Annotated in this window: 13 protein-coding genes; all 13 read right to left on the bottom strand. The window is 42.3% G+C overall.

Going from position 1 to position 17,677, the window contains the following annotated elements; all coding sequences use genetic code 11:
- Positions 1–39: 39 nt before the first annotated feature.
- Complete coding sequence (locus IGI82_RS02765; RefSeq protein WP_375806702.1) at positions 40–4,212, bottom strand: hypothetical protein; 4,173 nt, start codon at positions 4,210–4,212, stop codon at positions 40–42.
- Positions 4,213–4,589: 377 nt separating this feature from the next.
- Positions 4,590–6,065 (bottom strand): helix-turn-helix domain-containing protein, encoded by a 1,476-nt coding sequence (locus IGI82_RS02760; protein WP_375806703.1) that lies wholly within the window; start codon positions 6,063–6,065, stop codon positions 4,590–4,592.
- Positions 6,066–6,307: 242 nt separating this feature from the next.
- Positions 6,308–8,545 carry an ATP-binding cassette domain-containing protein gene (locus tag IGI82_RS02755; RefSeq protein ID WP_438841762.1) on the bottom strand — a complete coding sequence of 746 codons (2,238 nt, stop codon included), beginning with the start codon at positions 8,543–8,545 and terminating at the stop codon, positions 6,308–6,310.
- Between the two features lie 391 nt (positions 8,546–8,936).
- A complete protein-coding gene (locus IGI82_RS02750) occupies positions 8,937–9,347 on the bottom strand; it encodes a type II toxin-antitoxin system death-on-curing family toxin (RefSeq protein WP_074934362.1) in 411 nt (136 codons plus the stop codon).
- Positions 9,344–9,580 carry an addiction module antidote gene (locus tag IGI82_RS02745; protein ID WP_010748784.1) on the bottom strand — a complete coding sequence of 79 codons (237 nt, stop codon included), beginning with the start codon at positions 9,578–9,580 and terminating at the stop codon, positions 9,344–9,346. The genes IGI82_RS02750 and IGI82_RS02745 overlap by 4 nt, the downstream gene beginning before the upstream one ends.
- 263 nt (positions 9,581–9,843) lie before the next feature.
- Positions 9,844–10,863 (bottom strand): serine hydrolase domain-containing protein, encoded by a 1,020-nt coding sequence (locus IGI82_RS02740; RefSeq protein WP_375806705.1) that lies wholly within the window; start codon positions 10,861–10,863, stop codon positions 9,844–9,846.
- A gap of 496 nt (positions 10,864–11,359) precedes the next feature.
- Positions 11,360–11,941 (bottom strand): GNAT family N-acetyltransferase, encoded by a 582-nt coding sequence (locus IGI82_RS02735; RefSeq protein WP_375806706.1) that lies wholly within the window; start codon positions 11,939–11,941, stop codon positions 11,360–11,362.
- Positions 11,942–12,107: 166 nt separating this feature from the next.
- Positions 12,108–12,584, bottom strand: a complete 477-nt coding sequence (locus IGI82_RS02730) for an SAM-dependent methyltransferase (RefSeq protein WP_153883029.1) — start codon at positions 12,582–12,584, stop codon at positions 12,108–12,110.
- Positions 12,585–12,670: 86 nt separating this feature from the next.
- Complete coding sequence (locus tag IGI82_RS02725; protein WP_369596783.1) at positions 12,671–12,853, bottom strand: GyrI-like domain-containing protein; 183 nt, start codon at positions 12,851–12,853, stop codon at positions 12,671–12,673.
- Positions 12,854–12,927: 74 nt separating this feature from the next.
- Positions 12,928–13,488, bottom strand: coding sequence for a MerR family transcriptional regulator (locus IGI82_RS02720; RefSeq protein WP_375806708.1), 561 nt, complete (start codon positions 13,486–13,488; stop codon positions 12,928–12,930).
- Between the two features lie 179 nt (positions 13,489–13,667).
- Entirely contained in the window at positions 13,668–14,567 is a 900-nt protein-coding gene (locus IGI82_RS02715; RefSeq protein ID WP_375806709.1) for a DUF7916 family protein, read from the bottom strand.
- A complete protein-coding gene (gene celB, locus IGI82_RS02710) occupies positions 14,568–15,848 on the bottom strand; it encodes a PTS cellobiose transporter subunit IIC (protein WP_375806710.1) in 1,281 nt (426 codons plus the stop codon). It abuts the gene before it with no gap.
- Positions 15,849–16,555: 707 nt separating this feature from the next.
- Positions 16,556–17,299 (bottom strand): hypothetical protein, encoded by a 744-nt coding sequence (locus IGI82_RS02705; protein WP_167822129.1) that lies wholly within the window; start codon positions 17,297–17,299, stop codon positions 16,556–16,558.
- Between the last annotated feature and the right edge of the window lie 378 nt (positions 17,300–17,677).

Raw genomic sequence — 17,677 nt, 5'->3', positions numbered from 1 at the left:
TGGATTCACCTCCTTCACGTTTGGTACGATCTTTTTTCTTTAATCTCGTGGGACAAAGCGTAAGACGATGCGATACTTCGGTACGAGCAAGTCTTCATAATACCCACCTTGGTCGGCTTCTGTATCAACGATCCATTGGGGATAGTCTCCATAGAAGTCCCCCGTTAAGGAAATCGGCACGCGGCTTCTTTCTTCTAGGCGAACCAAGTGTTGTTCCTCCATCGCTTCATAGAGTTGGATCTGTGTTTCTTCCGTTTTTAGATTCAATCGCAACAGCGGGGGTGAGATATCGTCATAGGTCAGGGTTGGGTCTTCTTCTTCGCTTTCACTTTCGGCATAGTCGAGAGGATCTTCTCCCGCTTCTAATAAGACAATACTGGCACTATCATCGATCGCCAGTTGATTGACGTAGGTATCCACGGCAAGTGGCGATTGATTGCGGATCTCATACGTTTGGCTTTCAAAATTACGATTCGATTCCGCTGTGTTGTACAAGGATTCGAAGACCATTTTGGTCGGGATCGTCACTCGCATATGCTCCAGTTTCGATGTCACATCGATACCGATAGTCATCTGGTAGGCTTTATTCCCCACCTCAAGAACAGCAAAGTAGCTGCCGTCTTCGTCCACTTCTCGTGTAAGATCCGTTTCTACGATGCGAAAGTCTTCCGTCATATCCGCTTCCGTCAAGACGTTTGCGGCTTGCGCACGACTTTCTTGAAGGATCAAAGCATCTAATTCTTCTTGCGTGCTTAATTCATTAATTTTATAGCGATCTAAGGTGATATTGTATGCTTCAAAGTTCACACCTTTAATCACGGTTTGACGAGCGGTCACATCGACATAGGTCTCAATCGACGGTTTTGATAAGAAAATCGACACTTCTGTCTCTGTTTCCAATCGTTCATTTTCTCTTAGTGGAATACGGAAATAGCGATACAGCTGATTTTCATCACGATAGTCGCCCCATTCGATTCGTTCAGAGTTTTTGTCTAATTCGACGAGTTCTCCGTCAGTATTGGTATAGGAGATCACTGTGATATCGGTATCCTCGTACATAGAACCTGTGATTTCAGTCGACTGATCACTCAATGCATCGATTCGGGCAACGAGGCCTTCTGGTTCTGAAAAAACCAAACGACGGTAGTTATTTCCGCTGATTGCTGCAGCAAAGTCGACACCATTTAAGGATTCTAGCGACCCATCCGCATTCTGAACACTCAGGTAGCGAGAACGCGACTCGACATTGAAAGACCCCCACGAGGGATTCGATCCGCTATTGCGATTGATACGCAAGGTACCAGAAACATTGATGAATTCTTCTGTTGGTGCTTCCCCAGTGGTTGTCCAAAGAGACACTTTCTGATTATCAAAATTGATACTCAACCCATTCGCATTCGTATTGGTTCCTGAGCGAATCAAGCGTTGCAAAGTGGTACGGCTGTTTCCCGCTCGTGTCGTCGGGTGAACCAATTCGAATCGTTGTACGCCATTGATATTCAAGTTGGCCCGCGAATTTCTAAAATAGATAAGTTCGCTTCGATTGACTTCTGTCTCTACCAGAAATTGGGCATCTTCTCCTACTGTGATCGTATTGGCAATGTCGATCATTGGTCGACTTGTGGAGCGATTGACGGTCATAGCGGCATCTGTCAGGTGGAAATCGGCATTTTTCCCGATCGACATTTGACTAAAGCGACGGGTACTTGAGTTGAAGCCATTGGAGGTATTGGCATAAAAGGATGCCCCTTCTTCCATCACAAAACTTGCACCTCGGGGAGCATAGAAAGCACCACCGACTTGTTGAATGGACATCTTTGCGCCTTTTTTCAAAGTAGCTACACCACTCGTATTATTGATTCGAATCGCACCAGCATCATTTCGATTGCGCTCACGTAGAAGAGTAAATTCTGCATCTTCTCCCAGTGTAAAGGTATGGCTCACTCGAAAAGGCGAATCTGATAAGCCCGTTGCCACAGTCAGGTTTCCACTGGTTGCCTCAGTGTGACTGATTTTTGCCTCTTTCCCAGTAACAAACGAACGAATCGTTCGTCGACCTGTAAAGCCGTAACTAGCTTTCGAATCTATTTCAGCATTGTCACCCACATAGACATTCGTTGTCGTGGTTCCATAAAAGGCGATCCCCCGGACTTCGACAAATAGTTTACTTCTTTCCTCCATCGTAAACTGAGAGTTGGCGCGGGTCAGCCGAATGGCTTCCGCTGTTCGGGTAGATGTTCGCTGGATATGCAATTCCGCACCAGCTTCCAGTTTTAGTTCATCACGCAAGCGAACAAAATGCTGGTTATCATTTGTGCCATGTTCATATACAAAAATTTTTGTTTCTTCGCCCACCACCATCCTTCGTGTAGATCCGGTACTCCCTGTTAATCCTCGCCCAGAGGTGAGCTGGATGGTATTTTCTTTCCCAAAGTGCAGCTCACTTGTGGTGGCTGAACCAGTGAAGATGGCTCCTCGCTGCGAAATGGTCATTTGATTATTATCGCCTGAAATAAAACGAGCATTCGCCGCTTGTAATTGCATGAAAGCAGCGTCACCAGTCGTCACTTGTCGTTTCGCATTCAAGGTGACATCGTTGCCTGTGACAAAGGAATCTCGGACAAAGAACCGTTGGACATTTGAATTACTGCTTGTCCGTTCTTGCAATTCAATATGACTATGATCTTCCATCCGAAAACTCTTGACCATGGTGCTACCAGTAAAGCCATTGCCGGTCGCAGCATCGATCCGTGTGTTTTCTCCCACAAGAACATCTGCTAAAGAAGCAGTTAATAGTGGCCCTGTTTGATTTACATTCATTTGGGTGAACGCACCAAAGCGAACTTCCGCCTCAGAGGAACGAACATGAATAAATGCCCCGGTCGTTGTGCCCGTCCGCGTTCCTTCAATAATGGTAGGTTGGTCTGCGGTACTATTTTCAACGACGAAGCGGCGTCCGACATTGATGGCAGGCGTCCCGCTGACCGTCCCGTATTCAGATAGCTTTAACTGACTACCTGCTTGTAACCGTATCTCTCCTAACGTACTGGTAGAGTTCCCGGAAAGTCCTTGTCCTGTACCAACATCCAGAGTTGCCCCTGTGGCTAACGTCAATCGGCTGTCTTGATTGGCATTTGGCAAGGAGACCATCGCACCAGATTGGCGAATCGTCGTCACACTTCCTTGACCAAAATCAAGGCTTGCTGCGGTACCCGTCATGTGAAAGACGGTGCCAGTATTGCTGTTGGTACTGCGAGTGACAGAAATTTCAGCTTGGCTAGCGACTGCTACTTGGTTCATTTCAAAAATCGGTGTGGCATTTGAGGAGCGATGATTGATCGTCAATTGTCCTTCAACCAAAAGCCTTTCCGCCGTGAATAAGGTTGGAATGGAAGACGTCGCTGTCGTCACCACATTGGTTCCTTTGAAATGAAGATGTGCTTGGTTGTTATTCACCACGCGACCTGCGGTAGTGGTCAGCTCCAGTTGGGTATCTTCAAAAGTGATCGTTGATGCCCCAGTTGTTTGAGCCAGCCCTTGCGCTGACTGGATGCCTTGTTGCTGCACCCCTTGCCAAGTCAGTTGAACGGGTGCCACAAACTGCATCAGGTTCTCGGCTGCCGTCTGTGAAACGATCACAGGCATCTCTTGACTACGAAAAGTAACATTCGTCCGTTGGATCCCACTGATTGGCTCAGTTAATGCCAAGTTGCTGGCAAAAGTAAGCACTAGCGATTGCTCATTGGCGATTTCTTCGTAACGATACTCCGTGCCCTCTTCATCGGTGAAGGATTCCCCAAGTAAAATTGCCCGCAATTGCGCCTCACTTGCTACAGTCAGTTGGATGGTTGCAACTTCTGCATCGAACCCTTCGACTTGCTCGTTTTCAGATTCAGGCTCCTCTTCATCTTCTGAGCTGTCTGGCGTTTCTGCTTCGGGCAGTGCTTCAGTTTCTTCTACTTCTTCTTGGCTAGCGGTCGTTGAATCATCGGTGGCTTCCGATGAGGTTGTTTGTTCCTCGCTGCTTTGCTCGGTTGACTCTTGCGTTTCCGATTGATCAGCAGAATTATTGGTTTCCTCCCCAGAAGATTGTTGCGTCCCTTCAGAAAGTGACTCTGTTTCTGCATAAGCAACTTGCTGGAACGCCATCGTCGTGTTGACGCCCGTGCTGCTCAGTAGTAATACGGCAGAAAACAATGTAAGTAATTTCATCATATCCTCCTTTCTTCAAGTCTTTGTTGCGTTAAGAAAGCTGAAAACTAGGGAATAGCTTCTTGCTTTTTCACGCAAAGCTGTCTCAATATTCTTCGTTTTTGAGGGAACGACAAAAAAAGACATTTTGATGAATCAAATGTCTGGAGAAAGTTGTTAGATTAAGTTTTCATAAAATAATAACTACATATGAGTTCTGGATTCTCAAAAACGAAGGTTATTGGGACAAACTATTTGTAAGTATGACACGCGTGTTGCTTACTAAACTAAGAATAGCGTGGTCGTTTCTCAAAGGAAAATCATTATTTTCATAAACACCTGAAATAGATGAATAAATAACATACCTATTTAAACGCGTGAACAGCACAGCAATTGGTTTAAAAGAGCGGTTTTTGATGGGGATTTATTTTCCTTTCGAGGTGTTCCCAATCGCGATCATCCGGGAGAGATTTTAACAATAAGTAATCTGTTTTGACTTTATAATCAACGAGGTAGCGATTGTAATTGGTCACGATCAAATCGATATGGGCAGCATTAAGCGTATGTTTTGTTAAATATTGCAGTTGAACAAACGTCAATTTATGCTTGCTGCCAAATCGCTGGATCGCTCTTGTTTGGATATGCTGGCACACAAAATGATCCCCTTCTAAGAGGAAATAAATGGTTTTTGCTGGTGCATAATAATCGAAAATCAGCTCGCTATAAATCGTTAAACTGACACAGATGTCTTCTAAGTAAGCAGTAGACAAAGAGAGTTTTTTGCTCTGCTCCTTAAGAAATTGTAAGTTCTTTTGGTAACTCTCACTGTTGGAACGCATGATCACCTCTTTGATATCATCCATTTCCTTGTTCAAAACCGGCGCAATTGCATGGTTAATTTTTCTCGATAAAAAGAAAGAACGTAAAAATGTCGCAACCGTTTTGACTTGTGCTTGGGGCACCTCATGGTTTTTAAGAAACAAGTCCGTCACAGTTGTGATGGCTTCGCCTTGATGAAATTGTTGGTAAAACTTTTCCTCTCGTTCTTCTTGATCCAAGGTTCGCTTGCACAAGGTGACTAAGTAGATCCAAGCGAATTCTTCTTTGGGCAGCTGAACCTGATAGATTTTTTCAATGCCTTCCTTCAGTGCGTAGAGCTTGGAAAAACTGTTCCCTTTATACGCCTGTCTAACCAGTTCTTTCGGCATAGTGATACGATAGCCGAGGCTCGCACGCTTGATGGCAATATAAAATGTGTAGTAAAACGCTGCGGGAGTCGCCCCAGATCCGATTTTATAATAGCCGAACTTGTCCTCCAATTGACCTAAGATCAAGTCATGCAAGGCTTGATCTGGAACCAACGTATAGATCGTTTCCACACCTTCGTAATAAAAATCTTTGAAAAACTTACGCAAGTTGGCTTCACTTCCTTCAATCGTTAAGGGATTTGATGCCCACTGCAAGCCATAGCTTTTTAAAATAGGGTTTCGCTGATTGAGTAAACGCCGAAACGTACTCTCTGAAAAATGATAATGATGTGCCAGCTCATCCACCTTAGATAGTTTGCCATGAAAAATATTCCCGATAATTTCAAATAAGCATTCATTTTTTAACAAGCTTTGTTTTCTTTTTTGATAGTCTGCTGGCTTTTTCTCTTCGAAAACAAACCCGCTATTGCCCGAAACGAGGGCAATACTGTCCCCAAAATATTCTTTCATGTATTTGATATCATTGGCAATCGTTCGTTGCGTCACCTGATTGCGGTCTGCTAAGTCGCCAATCGTGAACACACGGTCTCGCTCAATCGTACTCAGCAGCCGAAACAAGCGCGCGGTCGTACGGTTGCTGATGAAGGCCAATTGCAACTCTCTCATTCATCCCACTCCTTTTTTCAAGAAATTCTTTTCTATACTATTACATAAATAGCACACTATTTGGTAATTATATACTCAAATTTATATATTTTTAATCAAAAAACCTACTAAAAATGAAAAAAATAACGAGGAGAAATTCACTTTTTAGACTTATCATATTCTTTTTTGCTGGAGGATAAAGAAAAAAAGCCGCAAGCAGCGCTCGATGAAAGAGCTGCTTGCGGCTTTTTTTGGTTTTCAAATTAAAATAAATACTGGGCAGTAATCGAGGACTGGCACTCGATCAGTTTTTCTGGAATCCCTTCGTACAACACTTCGCCACCGCGAATCCCGCCATCAACACCGACATCGATCAGCCAATCCGCTGCTCTCATGATCTCAAGGTTGTGTTCGATCACGATCACCGTGTTGCCTTTTTCCACTAGTCGTTCGATGATCGCCAAAATGCTCTTGATGTCTGCCATGTGCAATCCGGTTGTTGGTTCATCCATAATGTAGATATTGCCTTTTTTGCTTAATTCTTTTGCTAATTTCAGTCGCTGGCATTCACCACCAGACAAGGTATTCAATGGCTGTCCAAGGGTCATGTATCCTAGTCCCACAGCCAAAATCTGTTTTAGTTTTCTTTGAATCGCTTTTTCCTCAAAGAATTCCACCGCTTCTGTGATGCTCATGGCAAGGACTTCATCGATCGACTTGCCTTTCAAGCGATACTGGTAGACTTCTTCTTTAAACCGTTTGCCGCCACAGGCCTGACACAAAACCTCAACGGAATCCATAAAGGACAGCTCCATCTTGATGGACCCGTGGCCTTTGCACGTTTCACAGGCACCTTCGGAATTGTAGGAAAAAAGACCTGCTGAGACCTTGTTTTCTTGCGAAAATAACTTCCGAATGTCATTCATAATCCCAGAATAGGTCGCTGGATTGGAGCGGATATTTCCCGCCACCGCTGATTGATCGATCGTAATGGCTTCAGGGTATTCTTTAGCAAAAACCCCATTCACTAAACTACTCTTTCCAGAACCAGCGACACCGGTCACCACTGTAAATACTCCTAATGGCACCCGCAGTACTGTATTTTTCAAGTTATGCAGCGTCGATTTTTTCGTTTCGATAACCTGCTGACTCTGGCGAGGTGCTTCTTTAAAGTCCACCATCTGTCCAAATGCTTTGCCAGTCAGTGTATCTGAGCGCAGCAATCCTTCAAAGGTTCCTTCGTAGGTAATATAGCCGCCATTTTTCCCCGCTTTAGGACCAACATCGATAATATGGTCAGCTGCTTTAATGACATCTGGATCATGCTCCACTACGATGACGGTGTTCCCTTTGTCCCGTAGTTTGACTAACAATTCATTCAATCGATGGACATCCCTTGGATGCAGCCCAATACTCGGTTCATCAAAAATGTAGATCACATCGTTCAAGCTAGAAGACAAGTGTTTGACCATTTTTACCCGCTGACTTTCCCCACCAGAAAGGGTCGTCGTTTCACGGTCTAAGGAAACATAATCCAACCCGATATTGATTAGATCAGTGATTCTCGCTTGGATGTTTTGAAGCAGTGGTTGGACACTCTCCTCCGAGATTTCTTGAAGAACCGTCAATAGTTCATCCACTTGCATCGCCAAAAAGTCCGCAATCGAATAGCCCGCGATTTTGCACGCGAGTACTTGTGGATTGAATCGTTTTCCCTGACAGTCAGGACACTTCTGCTCATTCATGAAAGAAGCGATTTTCTTCTGGGTAGCAGCGGAGCTTTCATTGCCACCCTTGATATTGGAGCGATTAAAACGAGCGACTAAGCCTTCATAGGTGGAACTCATCCCTTCCATATACAAGGAATCGATTTTTTCTCCTTGGGCATACAAAAAGCGGTTCATTTCTTCTTCGCTATATTCTTTCAACGGCTTGTCATTGTCAAAAAAGCCCGTATTGGTGAAAGACTTCAGCAGCCAAGAGCCAACTTTATAGCCAGGAAGCAAGATCGCCCCTTCGTTTAAGGACTTTTCAAGATCCAGTGCCTTTTCTAAATCTAAGCCGACGATGCGCCCAATCCCTTCGCAAGTGGGACACATCCCATGAGGATCATTGAAAGAGAAATTCCATGCAGGACCTAAATACGGTTGACCAAGACGAGAAAAAAGCAAGCGGATCAAGGGATTGATATCCGTGATCGTCCCTAATGTGGAGCGGGAATTGCCGCCTAAACGGCTTTGATCAACTACTACCGCCATCGAAAGATTGTCGATGGCATCCGCATCGGGCTGGCTATATTTTGGCAAAAAGTTGCGGACAAATTTCGAAAAGTTCTCATTCAGCTGTCGCCCAGCTTCTTGTGCGATCGTGTCAAAGACGATCGATGACTTGCCTGAACCAGAGACACCCGTGAAAATCGTGATTTTTCTTTTGGGAATCTTCAAGTCAAAGCCCTTCAAATTGTTCTGCCTGGCGTTGTGGATCGTAATGTATTCCTGCATGCTATACCTCCCAGATTCTGTTGAATTTTTTCAGTGAGCGACCATTATAGCACAAACATTCTCGCTGTTTCTCGGAATTTTGAAAAAAAACTATGTTTATTTTATGTTTTGTTCTAAATGTTGGAATAGCAATGGTGGGGGCTTATGCGATTTTTCGATTGATAGATGAACCGAGGGTTAGAAGAATAACTATTGAATAAAAAACGCGTGGCGCAAGTGGCGAATAGAAAAGACGAAAACAGACCAAATCCCTTTTTATAAGGATTTGATCTGCTTTCGCGTCGATGTGTTTAACGAAAAGTCATGATTAGCTACTAACCTTTAAGCGAACAATTTCGTTTGATTACGAAACAACCATCAATTAATTGAAATGTTTCTTTGCACACTTTACTTAAAAGTTAGGCCTTACGCGATTAGAATCTTGTAAGTAGCTTGCCACCTCTTCTTTTAAATCGTTAAACTCTTTTTTACTAGTAGTAATAGTCAGAATAAAATGGACCGCTTCATCTTGAGAAAAATTTGTCACATATCCATTAAGCTGTAAAAAAGTAATCATAGAAACTAAAGCGGTCCGTTTATTACCATTATGGAAAGGGTGTCTTTTTACTAAGTTAATTGCTAAAATTGATGCTTTATCAAAAATTGTCGGATATAATTCTTTGCCAAACACAGCTTGTGAAGGTTGATTTATTGCCATATCCAACGCACTTGCATCTTTTACACCAATCATTTCTCCTTTAGAATACTGTACAATTACTTTCGCATTGATTCTAATCACATCTGCCGCCGTCAAAAAAATCATAAGTCAACCAAGTCTTTTAAAGCTTTGTCGTATTGATCCATGACTGAATCTACGATTGAATCAATAGAAACTTCTTCAACCGCTTTAATCATTTTTACAGATCCATCCCGTTCAAAAACATAACTGATTGATTCACCGGTCTGAACACCGATATACTCCTTTACTTCTGCAGGTATCGTTGTAATATCACTATTACCAGATCTTCTGACTTTATAATTTTTTGTTTTTTTCAATTTCTACCCTCCCAATGTATATACAAATGAATTTGTATATACATTATACAACAATAGATACATGCCGTCAAAATATGTCTTAAAGAGCATAACCTTTAACTCTATGATCCGACATACCAAAGAATAATCAATCCAATTTGAAAATATATTTCCTAATTTTTTTCCTACTCACCACAATTGTTGCGAATTCTTGATCACGCATTAAAACTTACTATAAAAAAAAACGAAACAAAGAGTTCACTCTCTGTTTCGGTCTTACTTCATTAGTCTACGAAAAATTCTTCTAACACTTCTTGCATTTCATAGGCATGTGCCGATTTGTTTGAACATACCGTGATCAACAACTGCTGATCTGGGTAGTAGACGGAATGGTAATTGACCCCGGGATCATAGCCCATCTGGATGTACTTCACCACTTTTTGTTCTACCACTTTCATTAAACCGCCATAGCCATAAAAAAATTCATCTTCCTTATGGACTTGTGGTGTCAAAAATATCTCGGTCATTGTTTTACTCAGTAATTGCCCGCTCATCAATGCATGCCAGAATTTTTCTAAGTCTTCAACTGATACATAAGCACCGCCATCCGGTCCGCCCTTGGCTGGGATGGAAAATATATTGGTTTTCAATCCTGATTCCGTTTCAATATATCCCAATGCCGTATTGCGAGGCAGCGTGTCTTGTGCAAAATAACCAGTATCTGTCATTTCTGCTTTTTCAAAAATATTCTTTTCAATATAGTCGGTAAAGTGTAATCCACTAACTGCTTCTACAATCACTCCTAAGAGGATGTACCCTGCATTGTTGTACTTGACCTTGCTTCCCACTGGATCAGTCATGGCTTTTCTTTGAAAAAGGGGCAAAAAATCACGGGGGGTTCGCACTCGGTAGGTCGGCAAGTCTTGCCAAATTGCTTCAAAATCATCGGATACTTCTTCATCAAAATAGTCAGGGATACCAGAGGTATGTGTCAGCAAATGATGAACAGTCACAGCTTGATCAAAGTTTGGCAATACATCGGGAACATACTCCTGTAGTGTCGTGTCAAAGCTCAGTTTGCCTGCTTCAACTAATTGGCAAATGGCTAGTGCCGTAAAAAACTTGCAACCTGAGGCAATGCCAAAACGGGTATGGGCACGATTTGGTAATTTGTCTGCATCGTTTGCATAGCCAAAAGAGCGATCCACCAAAACCTTGTCAGCTTTGACCACACGAATGTTGCCATAAAAAGCGTACTCTTTTTGCTTTTGTTCTAATCTCTTATCAATTAATTGGGTATTCATTTTCTCTTCCTCCGAATGTTTCGTACAAGGACAACTTGTCGTCAACACCAGCCTACCCTTTTCATATTTGGAAACGCAACATCCTTATCTCCTCCTATCTGTTATCAGGGTATCATAGAATAAAGCGCTTCACAATGGTGGTATCTTTGTACTTTTTGTGCAAAGACACCCAACCATTCTATCCATCTGTCATTTCATGAGCAATGACAACCTACTCGCTGTTTCTCGGAATTTTGAAAAAAAACTATGTTTATTTTATGTTTTGTTCTAAATGTTGGAATAGCAATGGTGGGGGCTTATGCGATTTTTCGATAACTGTTGCATAGGAAGGAATTTAGCGTGCGAACGAAGTTAGAAGACAGAGCGAAGAACGAGTATTTTGAATGACCTTAAATTGCTAAAAGGTAAAAAAACAGTCTATTTCCCCTTGCTTGCAAAGTGAAATGGACTGTTTTCATGAAATAACCTTTAACCGTTTGAAGCCGACTGTTATAGATCAGCTCAATGCAGTTGACGGAAACGTTTTGATCAATGTCACCGTTTCTTCTGCCCCATAATCCCCTTCGGCATATAAATCAAGATACTCTTCCAACAAATAGTCAGCAAGGTCTTGGGAAGATTGCGTAAAACCAGCCTTTTCGTAAGATTTGACTGCAGCAATATTTTTTCTCGATGGTCGCATCATCAATTTTTGAATGCCGAATGTTTCATGTAAATGATCACCGAGGGTGACGATCGCATCGGTGCCAAATCCTTTGCCGCAATGAATTTCCCGGTTCAACCAGATATCCAGTTCTGCTATGCCGTCTTTTAGATGAAACGAGGAGTAGCTAATAAAGCCAATCGGTTCACCTGCATGTAGAATCAAAAAGCCTCTGCCATTTTGCGGTTGAGCACCAGTAAAGTAATACTCTTGATAGTCCTTAAAAAACTCTGCTTCAGTGGCGATCGGTGCATTAGGATAAGAAGGTGGTCCGGAATGATATTTTGTGGTTTCAGAGTGAAAACACCATTGATAGATCGCTTCTTTATCTTTGATTTCCGCAGGGGTTAAAGTGACTTTGTTGCCTGTTAGCATGCAGCATACTCCTTTCGCTCTTCCTAATGTTTACCCCAATTATAGCGGATGATGTCCCTTAAAAACAAACCGTGTTTTTTCTTTACTTGAATCGAACATCGACATTTCTTAACTACTCATTGTTGCGCCAATAATCTTCCGATTGATTCCTCTATTTTTTCATCCTCTAAAAATTAAACTCATTTTCCCAATTAAAATCAGCAGATTCTTCCAAGCTGTTCGGCCAATGATGGCACCATGAAGGAACTCTAGGCGCTTCTACTCGATCTAAACTTGGTGTGTAAGGTTTGATATCTATTAGCGGCGTTTGGTCGTTTGCATCAATATAAGGAATAGAAAGAATTCCTTTCTCAACATCGACTGATAACACTTGAACAACACTTAATGCAATTGGATTTGGTCGAATGGGTGATCTCGTAGCAAATATTCCCATTTTTTCAGGCGCATATTTATAGGGTTGCTCAGCATCCAAAATCATTCGATACTTTGCATCCGCAAAATCACTGAACCACCATACTAATTGAAGATGACTAAATCCTTCAATCCCTGCTAAAGCTGGAATATATTCTTTCTTAAGCTTGAGGAAGCATCCGTCCTCATTGTTTTGAATGACCCCGATCGGTTGTAGTTTATATTCTGTCATTTTCTTTCCTCCATTTCCTCTTTGTGCTCTCAGAATAGTGCCTGACACAGTGTGAGAGTCAAGAAAAAACAGAAAAAATCTGTTACTCAACGTTTTATGAGCGGTATTTGTATTTCAGTCAAATAATTACGTTCTTCCTGCTCATTCCAAGGACCGCGATGCACGATTTGCCTGTCTGGTCCGTCCATTTGGTAATAAGGATGTTCTTGTAGCCACTCAGCCAAGGACAAATAGACGTTGGCTATGTTGGAGAATGCACCGTACACCATCGTGCACGCCATAATTGGCACTGCCTCCGTTTCGTAGATGGAAAATACTTTGGAATCTACCTGCAGGCCTGCTTTCACTTGCACACACAATTCAACATCGACATTTTTTCTTTAAACTCTTTGTCGTGATAAATCGAAAATGATTGTCCGAAATTCTTTATTTTCTGTTTTCCCATAAAAGTGGCTAGTTCTCTCCACAGTTCCTCTTCAGAAAAATAATTTGGTATGACTTTGCGAAGGGAGAGCACATGATAACTCGGGACTGCTTTCATTGTAACCTGATAATGGCGCTCTGTTCGTTTCTTCGTCAATTCTAATTTAGCCACTTCTAGTTTGATTAACTTTTGTTTTTCCGCTTCAATAGTCGCCTTAATCTCATCTCGTTTTCTCTCTAATTGTTTTGCAAGGAAGTCCTGCTCTTTGTTTTTCAGCAAAACCGCAATTTCTGCTACACTAAAGCCGCTATCACGCAAATAGAGTATTTTATTGAGTTCGGGCAATTGAGCAGCCGAATATAGTCGATAACCAGTAAACGTATCAATCCTATCGGGCTTTAATAGGCCCATCTCATCATAGTAACGTAACATTCTGATACTCACTTGAGAGAGCTTTGAAAATTCACCTATCTTAAACATATGCACCTCCGATAGATTTATTATAAAAACACTTTATCTACACTTCAATGCTACTCACTATAAAAAAACCGAAACAAAGAACTCACTCTCTGTTTCGGTCTTGCTTCATTATTCAACATTCAACGAAAAATTCTTCTAACAATTCTTGCCTTTCATAGGCATGTGCCCATTTGTTCCACCTACCTATTCACTGAGATGGCCATTCGGTGATAGGTATGGCGCTTGCCTCTGATGGCGATGGATAGTTGCAAGATGTTCTCGGGATCAGCGGTCCCAGAAAAACCTGCATCTCCGATATGATGAAGGTCGCAGCCGGCACGTTTGCTAGTCAATGCCAATGCACGGATCGTACCTGTATCTGCACCTTCTTGTGTAGTGCCAATGGTGCCCATGACCAACTTCCCTTTTTGGTGGATAAAGGCCACTAGATCACTCATGTGTTGTTCACTCAGCCCAGGAATCGTGCCCGCAATGGGTACAAGAATAACATCGGCTCCAGCTTGAATGAACGCAGACGCAATTTCTTCATCTAACACGGGTTCATTGACACCAGCACCGTGCATTTTTCCAGCAATAATGACCCCAGAGAAAATGGCTCTTGCTTGTTTGATTGCCGCTGTGATTTCTTTATTTGAAACGCCAGTGGAAGGATTTCCTGTCAGACAGATAAAATCAAATCCAAGTGCTTCTGCGCGAGCCATGTTTTTCTTTGTTGCCAAACGCCCTGTAGCGATAGTTGTCAACTGTTCCATCTGCTCCGCACAATCGTCGACAGGCTCAAGATTGACCCCAATAGGCCGCCCCGTTAAGCATTGCAAAAAGCGAATGGGGTCATCTGTTGTCGGTAATCCTTTGATAGCGCCATTTTCGCAATCAAATAGGTTCAGTAAAATCAAATCCGCCCCAAATGCAGCGACGAATTCAGCATTGGTGATTCCTCTAGACATTGGATCGATTTGGACATCATTTTCTGCAACGATCGTCCGCCCCGCACTTCCTCGGATACTTTCCAATAGCTGGTCTTTATCAAATGATTTAAAATCAGCTGCCGTGCAATTCAATAATCGTTTTGTCTCCATTTACTCCTCACTTTCTGAACCGAGTTCACTGGCTAATGTCCGATTATCCAGCATTTTGAAGAATGGATAATAGATGGCGATAGAAACCGTCAGATTCACCAGTTGTAAGATTGCCCCCGAAATATGTCCGCCTGTGGCTAGATAACCGCCGATGATTGGCGGCATCGACCAGGGAACCAAAACGACGGCAGGTTGGACGATCCCCATGGCAACTGTCGTATAAGAGATGATATAGCAAACGACCGGCGTCAGAATATATGGGAACAAAATCAATGGATTCATGACAACGGGCAACCCAAACATGATGGGTTCATTGACATTGAAAACCGTTGATGGAAATCCGAGTTTCCCCAACTCTTTTAAATACTTGCTTTTACTTCTGACTAAGAGCAAGATCGCCAAGCCCAAAATCACCCCACTACCGCCAATCCAGACAAAGGTATTCATAAAGGTATAATTGATGATATGCGGAATCGTTTCGCCGTTTTGAAAAGCGATTCGATTCTCATCGATCATTTGAATCCATGTCGGCTGCAAGACGCTCAAGACCAAGTCCCACCCGTGGATACCCACTGACCAAAACAATGACGTAAACATAATGGCAAACAGACCGCCTACAAAGCCTCCGCCAATGATCGACAATGGTTGTCCCACAAGACTGTACAGCAGATCATGAACATTCGTATTGCCGAATGATTCCACTAATAAACGAATCACCCAGAAAAGCGAGAGGCAAAAGAATGAGGGGATCAATGCAATAAAGGAGCGACTGACCGCCGGGGGAACGTTTTCTGGCATGCGAATCACGATATTCTTTTGTACGAATAATCGGAAAATCTCCGCCGTGATTAGACTAGTGATGATTGCTACGATCAGCCCGCGGCTACCAAGATAAGACATTTGAATGCCGCCATCTTCAATCGGAGTGACTAAAAGAAAAACCGAGGCTGCCAATACACCGGCAGATAAACCGCTGACGCGGTAAGTGGTTGCTAAACTATACGCAATAGCAAAGGAATTGAACAGCGCCATCACACCAAAGGTCACTTGTACGACAAAGTCTAATTTGCTGCGCCATTCCCCGCCAAAAATACTCGTAACAAATAGGTTAAAGCCTTCCCATGGAACGTTAGATAAAATAACAAAAATGGAACCGATAATAATCAAAGGCATCGTGGTGACAAGTCCATCACGGATGGCAACTAGATGCTTTTCACCGCCAATTTTCATTCCCCATGGCAGCATTTTTTCTTCCATAAATTTCTTTAACGAATCCTTCATAAGCTTCCTCCTTAACCTTAAAAGAACGCTGACAGATTGCTTTCAGGTATCTTTTCGAAGTGTGAATAGAAACCAAGGCTTGCCACCTTCAAGAACCTAGGATTGAAGTGCTGATCGCCAGAACGCTATTTCTATGAACACAGTAAGAACGCATGGCATTGGATTTCTCAACTATGACTGCCTATTTTCCATGCGACTGTCCTCAACTGATCTTCACACCTGTTATTTGCCGCAAACGATCCTGCGCATGAACCGTTTCAAACGACAAAAAAGGCATTGGACAAGATTGTCCAATGCCTTTGGCATAGCAAAATAAGCGTCCAGCATCCCACGGTTTTTGCCCAAAAACCTGCCTGAATCTACTAGAAATCGACAAGAAAATCGGGTACAATAAACACGTTGATGCCTTTGGCGATCAACTATGGCAACTTGATTGGTCATCCGTCTTAAGGGTGTGACTGATCAGGGCCTCGTAAATCTGTTGGCGCAGAGATACGAGGTGCCTATTTTTTTGGTTTCTATTCGCTTACATTTTATAGAATGTTTTTGGGAAAAGCAAGCGAACATCGTAACAAAATTGTAAATAATGGTCAAAAAAATAAAAAACTATTGTGATTTGTTCGATTGAAACAGAAAATAGTAATTACTTTGCGTATTTATAAAAAAAGGAGGACCGAATCATCCATGATTCAGTCCTCCTTTTTGCGTTAGACAAATACAAACAAAATTCCAGAACAGATCGTGCCTACCAATAGCCCACGAATACTGCCTTCTCCTTCATTGGGTAACTCAAATTTGATGATATTCACCAGCAAAGCGCCGGTGATCAAGGCTTCAATGATGACCACCAAATAGTAGGGCAATGAAACAAAGAGGGAGAACGCAGCTCCCGCGAAAATACTGAAGGAAAGCACAAAGCGGCCATATTTGTTATAGAGGGCACCATGATGGTGATAGAGCAGCCAATCGTTCATGAGAAAGTGCAAACCAAAGGCAATAAAGTAGGTCAAAATGTAAAAACGCTCTGATAGCGTATTGGCAATCACGATATAGCCGATCATAATATTGTAAATCACATGAAAAGCGATATCCGACCAAAAAAAGGCGTTTTTGGCACTGGTGATGTCTTTCTTTTCTAACACCATAAACGTCCGCTCATCGATTTTGTAGATCACGTAACTGAAGACTAAGCCAAACAAAACGATGCCATAGACCCCGTGACTATAAAAAATCCCCGAATTCCAGCCAAATTCATCGATCAACACCGTTTGAAAATACGCCAAATGGGGCAATAGATGAACGATCGCATAGGAGATCCCTACCCCAGCGGCAAAGGAGCTCATGTATTGCACGTTTAGTTTTCTGGATGAGATAACATTTGAAGATAGATGGATGAAGATAAACCCTAAAGTGATCATGCAATTCACAAGATTGTTTGTTAGATACGTCATTGTTTTCTCCTTCTTACATTCCGTTTGCGGCATCATTTAATCGCAATTTTCAATAACAAAGTCTTTTTAATTAGTTATTTTTGGTTATTTTCATGAAATATTCTTGTTTACTATACAGTAAGTGAGCTTGGGGGGCAATAGGTTTTTTAGGTTTTTGGGGAGAAATATTTTTGATAGAAAATGACCTTCATTGTTGCCGATTTTTTACCGATGATCTTGTCTTCGTTTTCGGATAGGATAATCTTGTTTTTGCTCTTGCAGACAGTGGGTCTAACTTCATTTTTTATAAAAAATTGGGCTTATTTGAAGTTAACTTCATATTTCCGAGAAATTGTAACCAATTTGAAGTTATCTTCAACTTTCTCAATTATGACAGAT

The sequence above is a fragment of the Enterococcus sp. AZ067 genome, from assembly GCF_051715005.1.
Classification (GTDB): domain Bacteria; phylum Bacillota; class Bacilli; order Lactobacillales; family Enterococcaceae; genus Enterococcus_D; species Enterococcus_D casseliflavus.
This window is presented reverse-complemented; position numbering and strand designations above follow the sequence as displayed.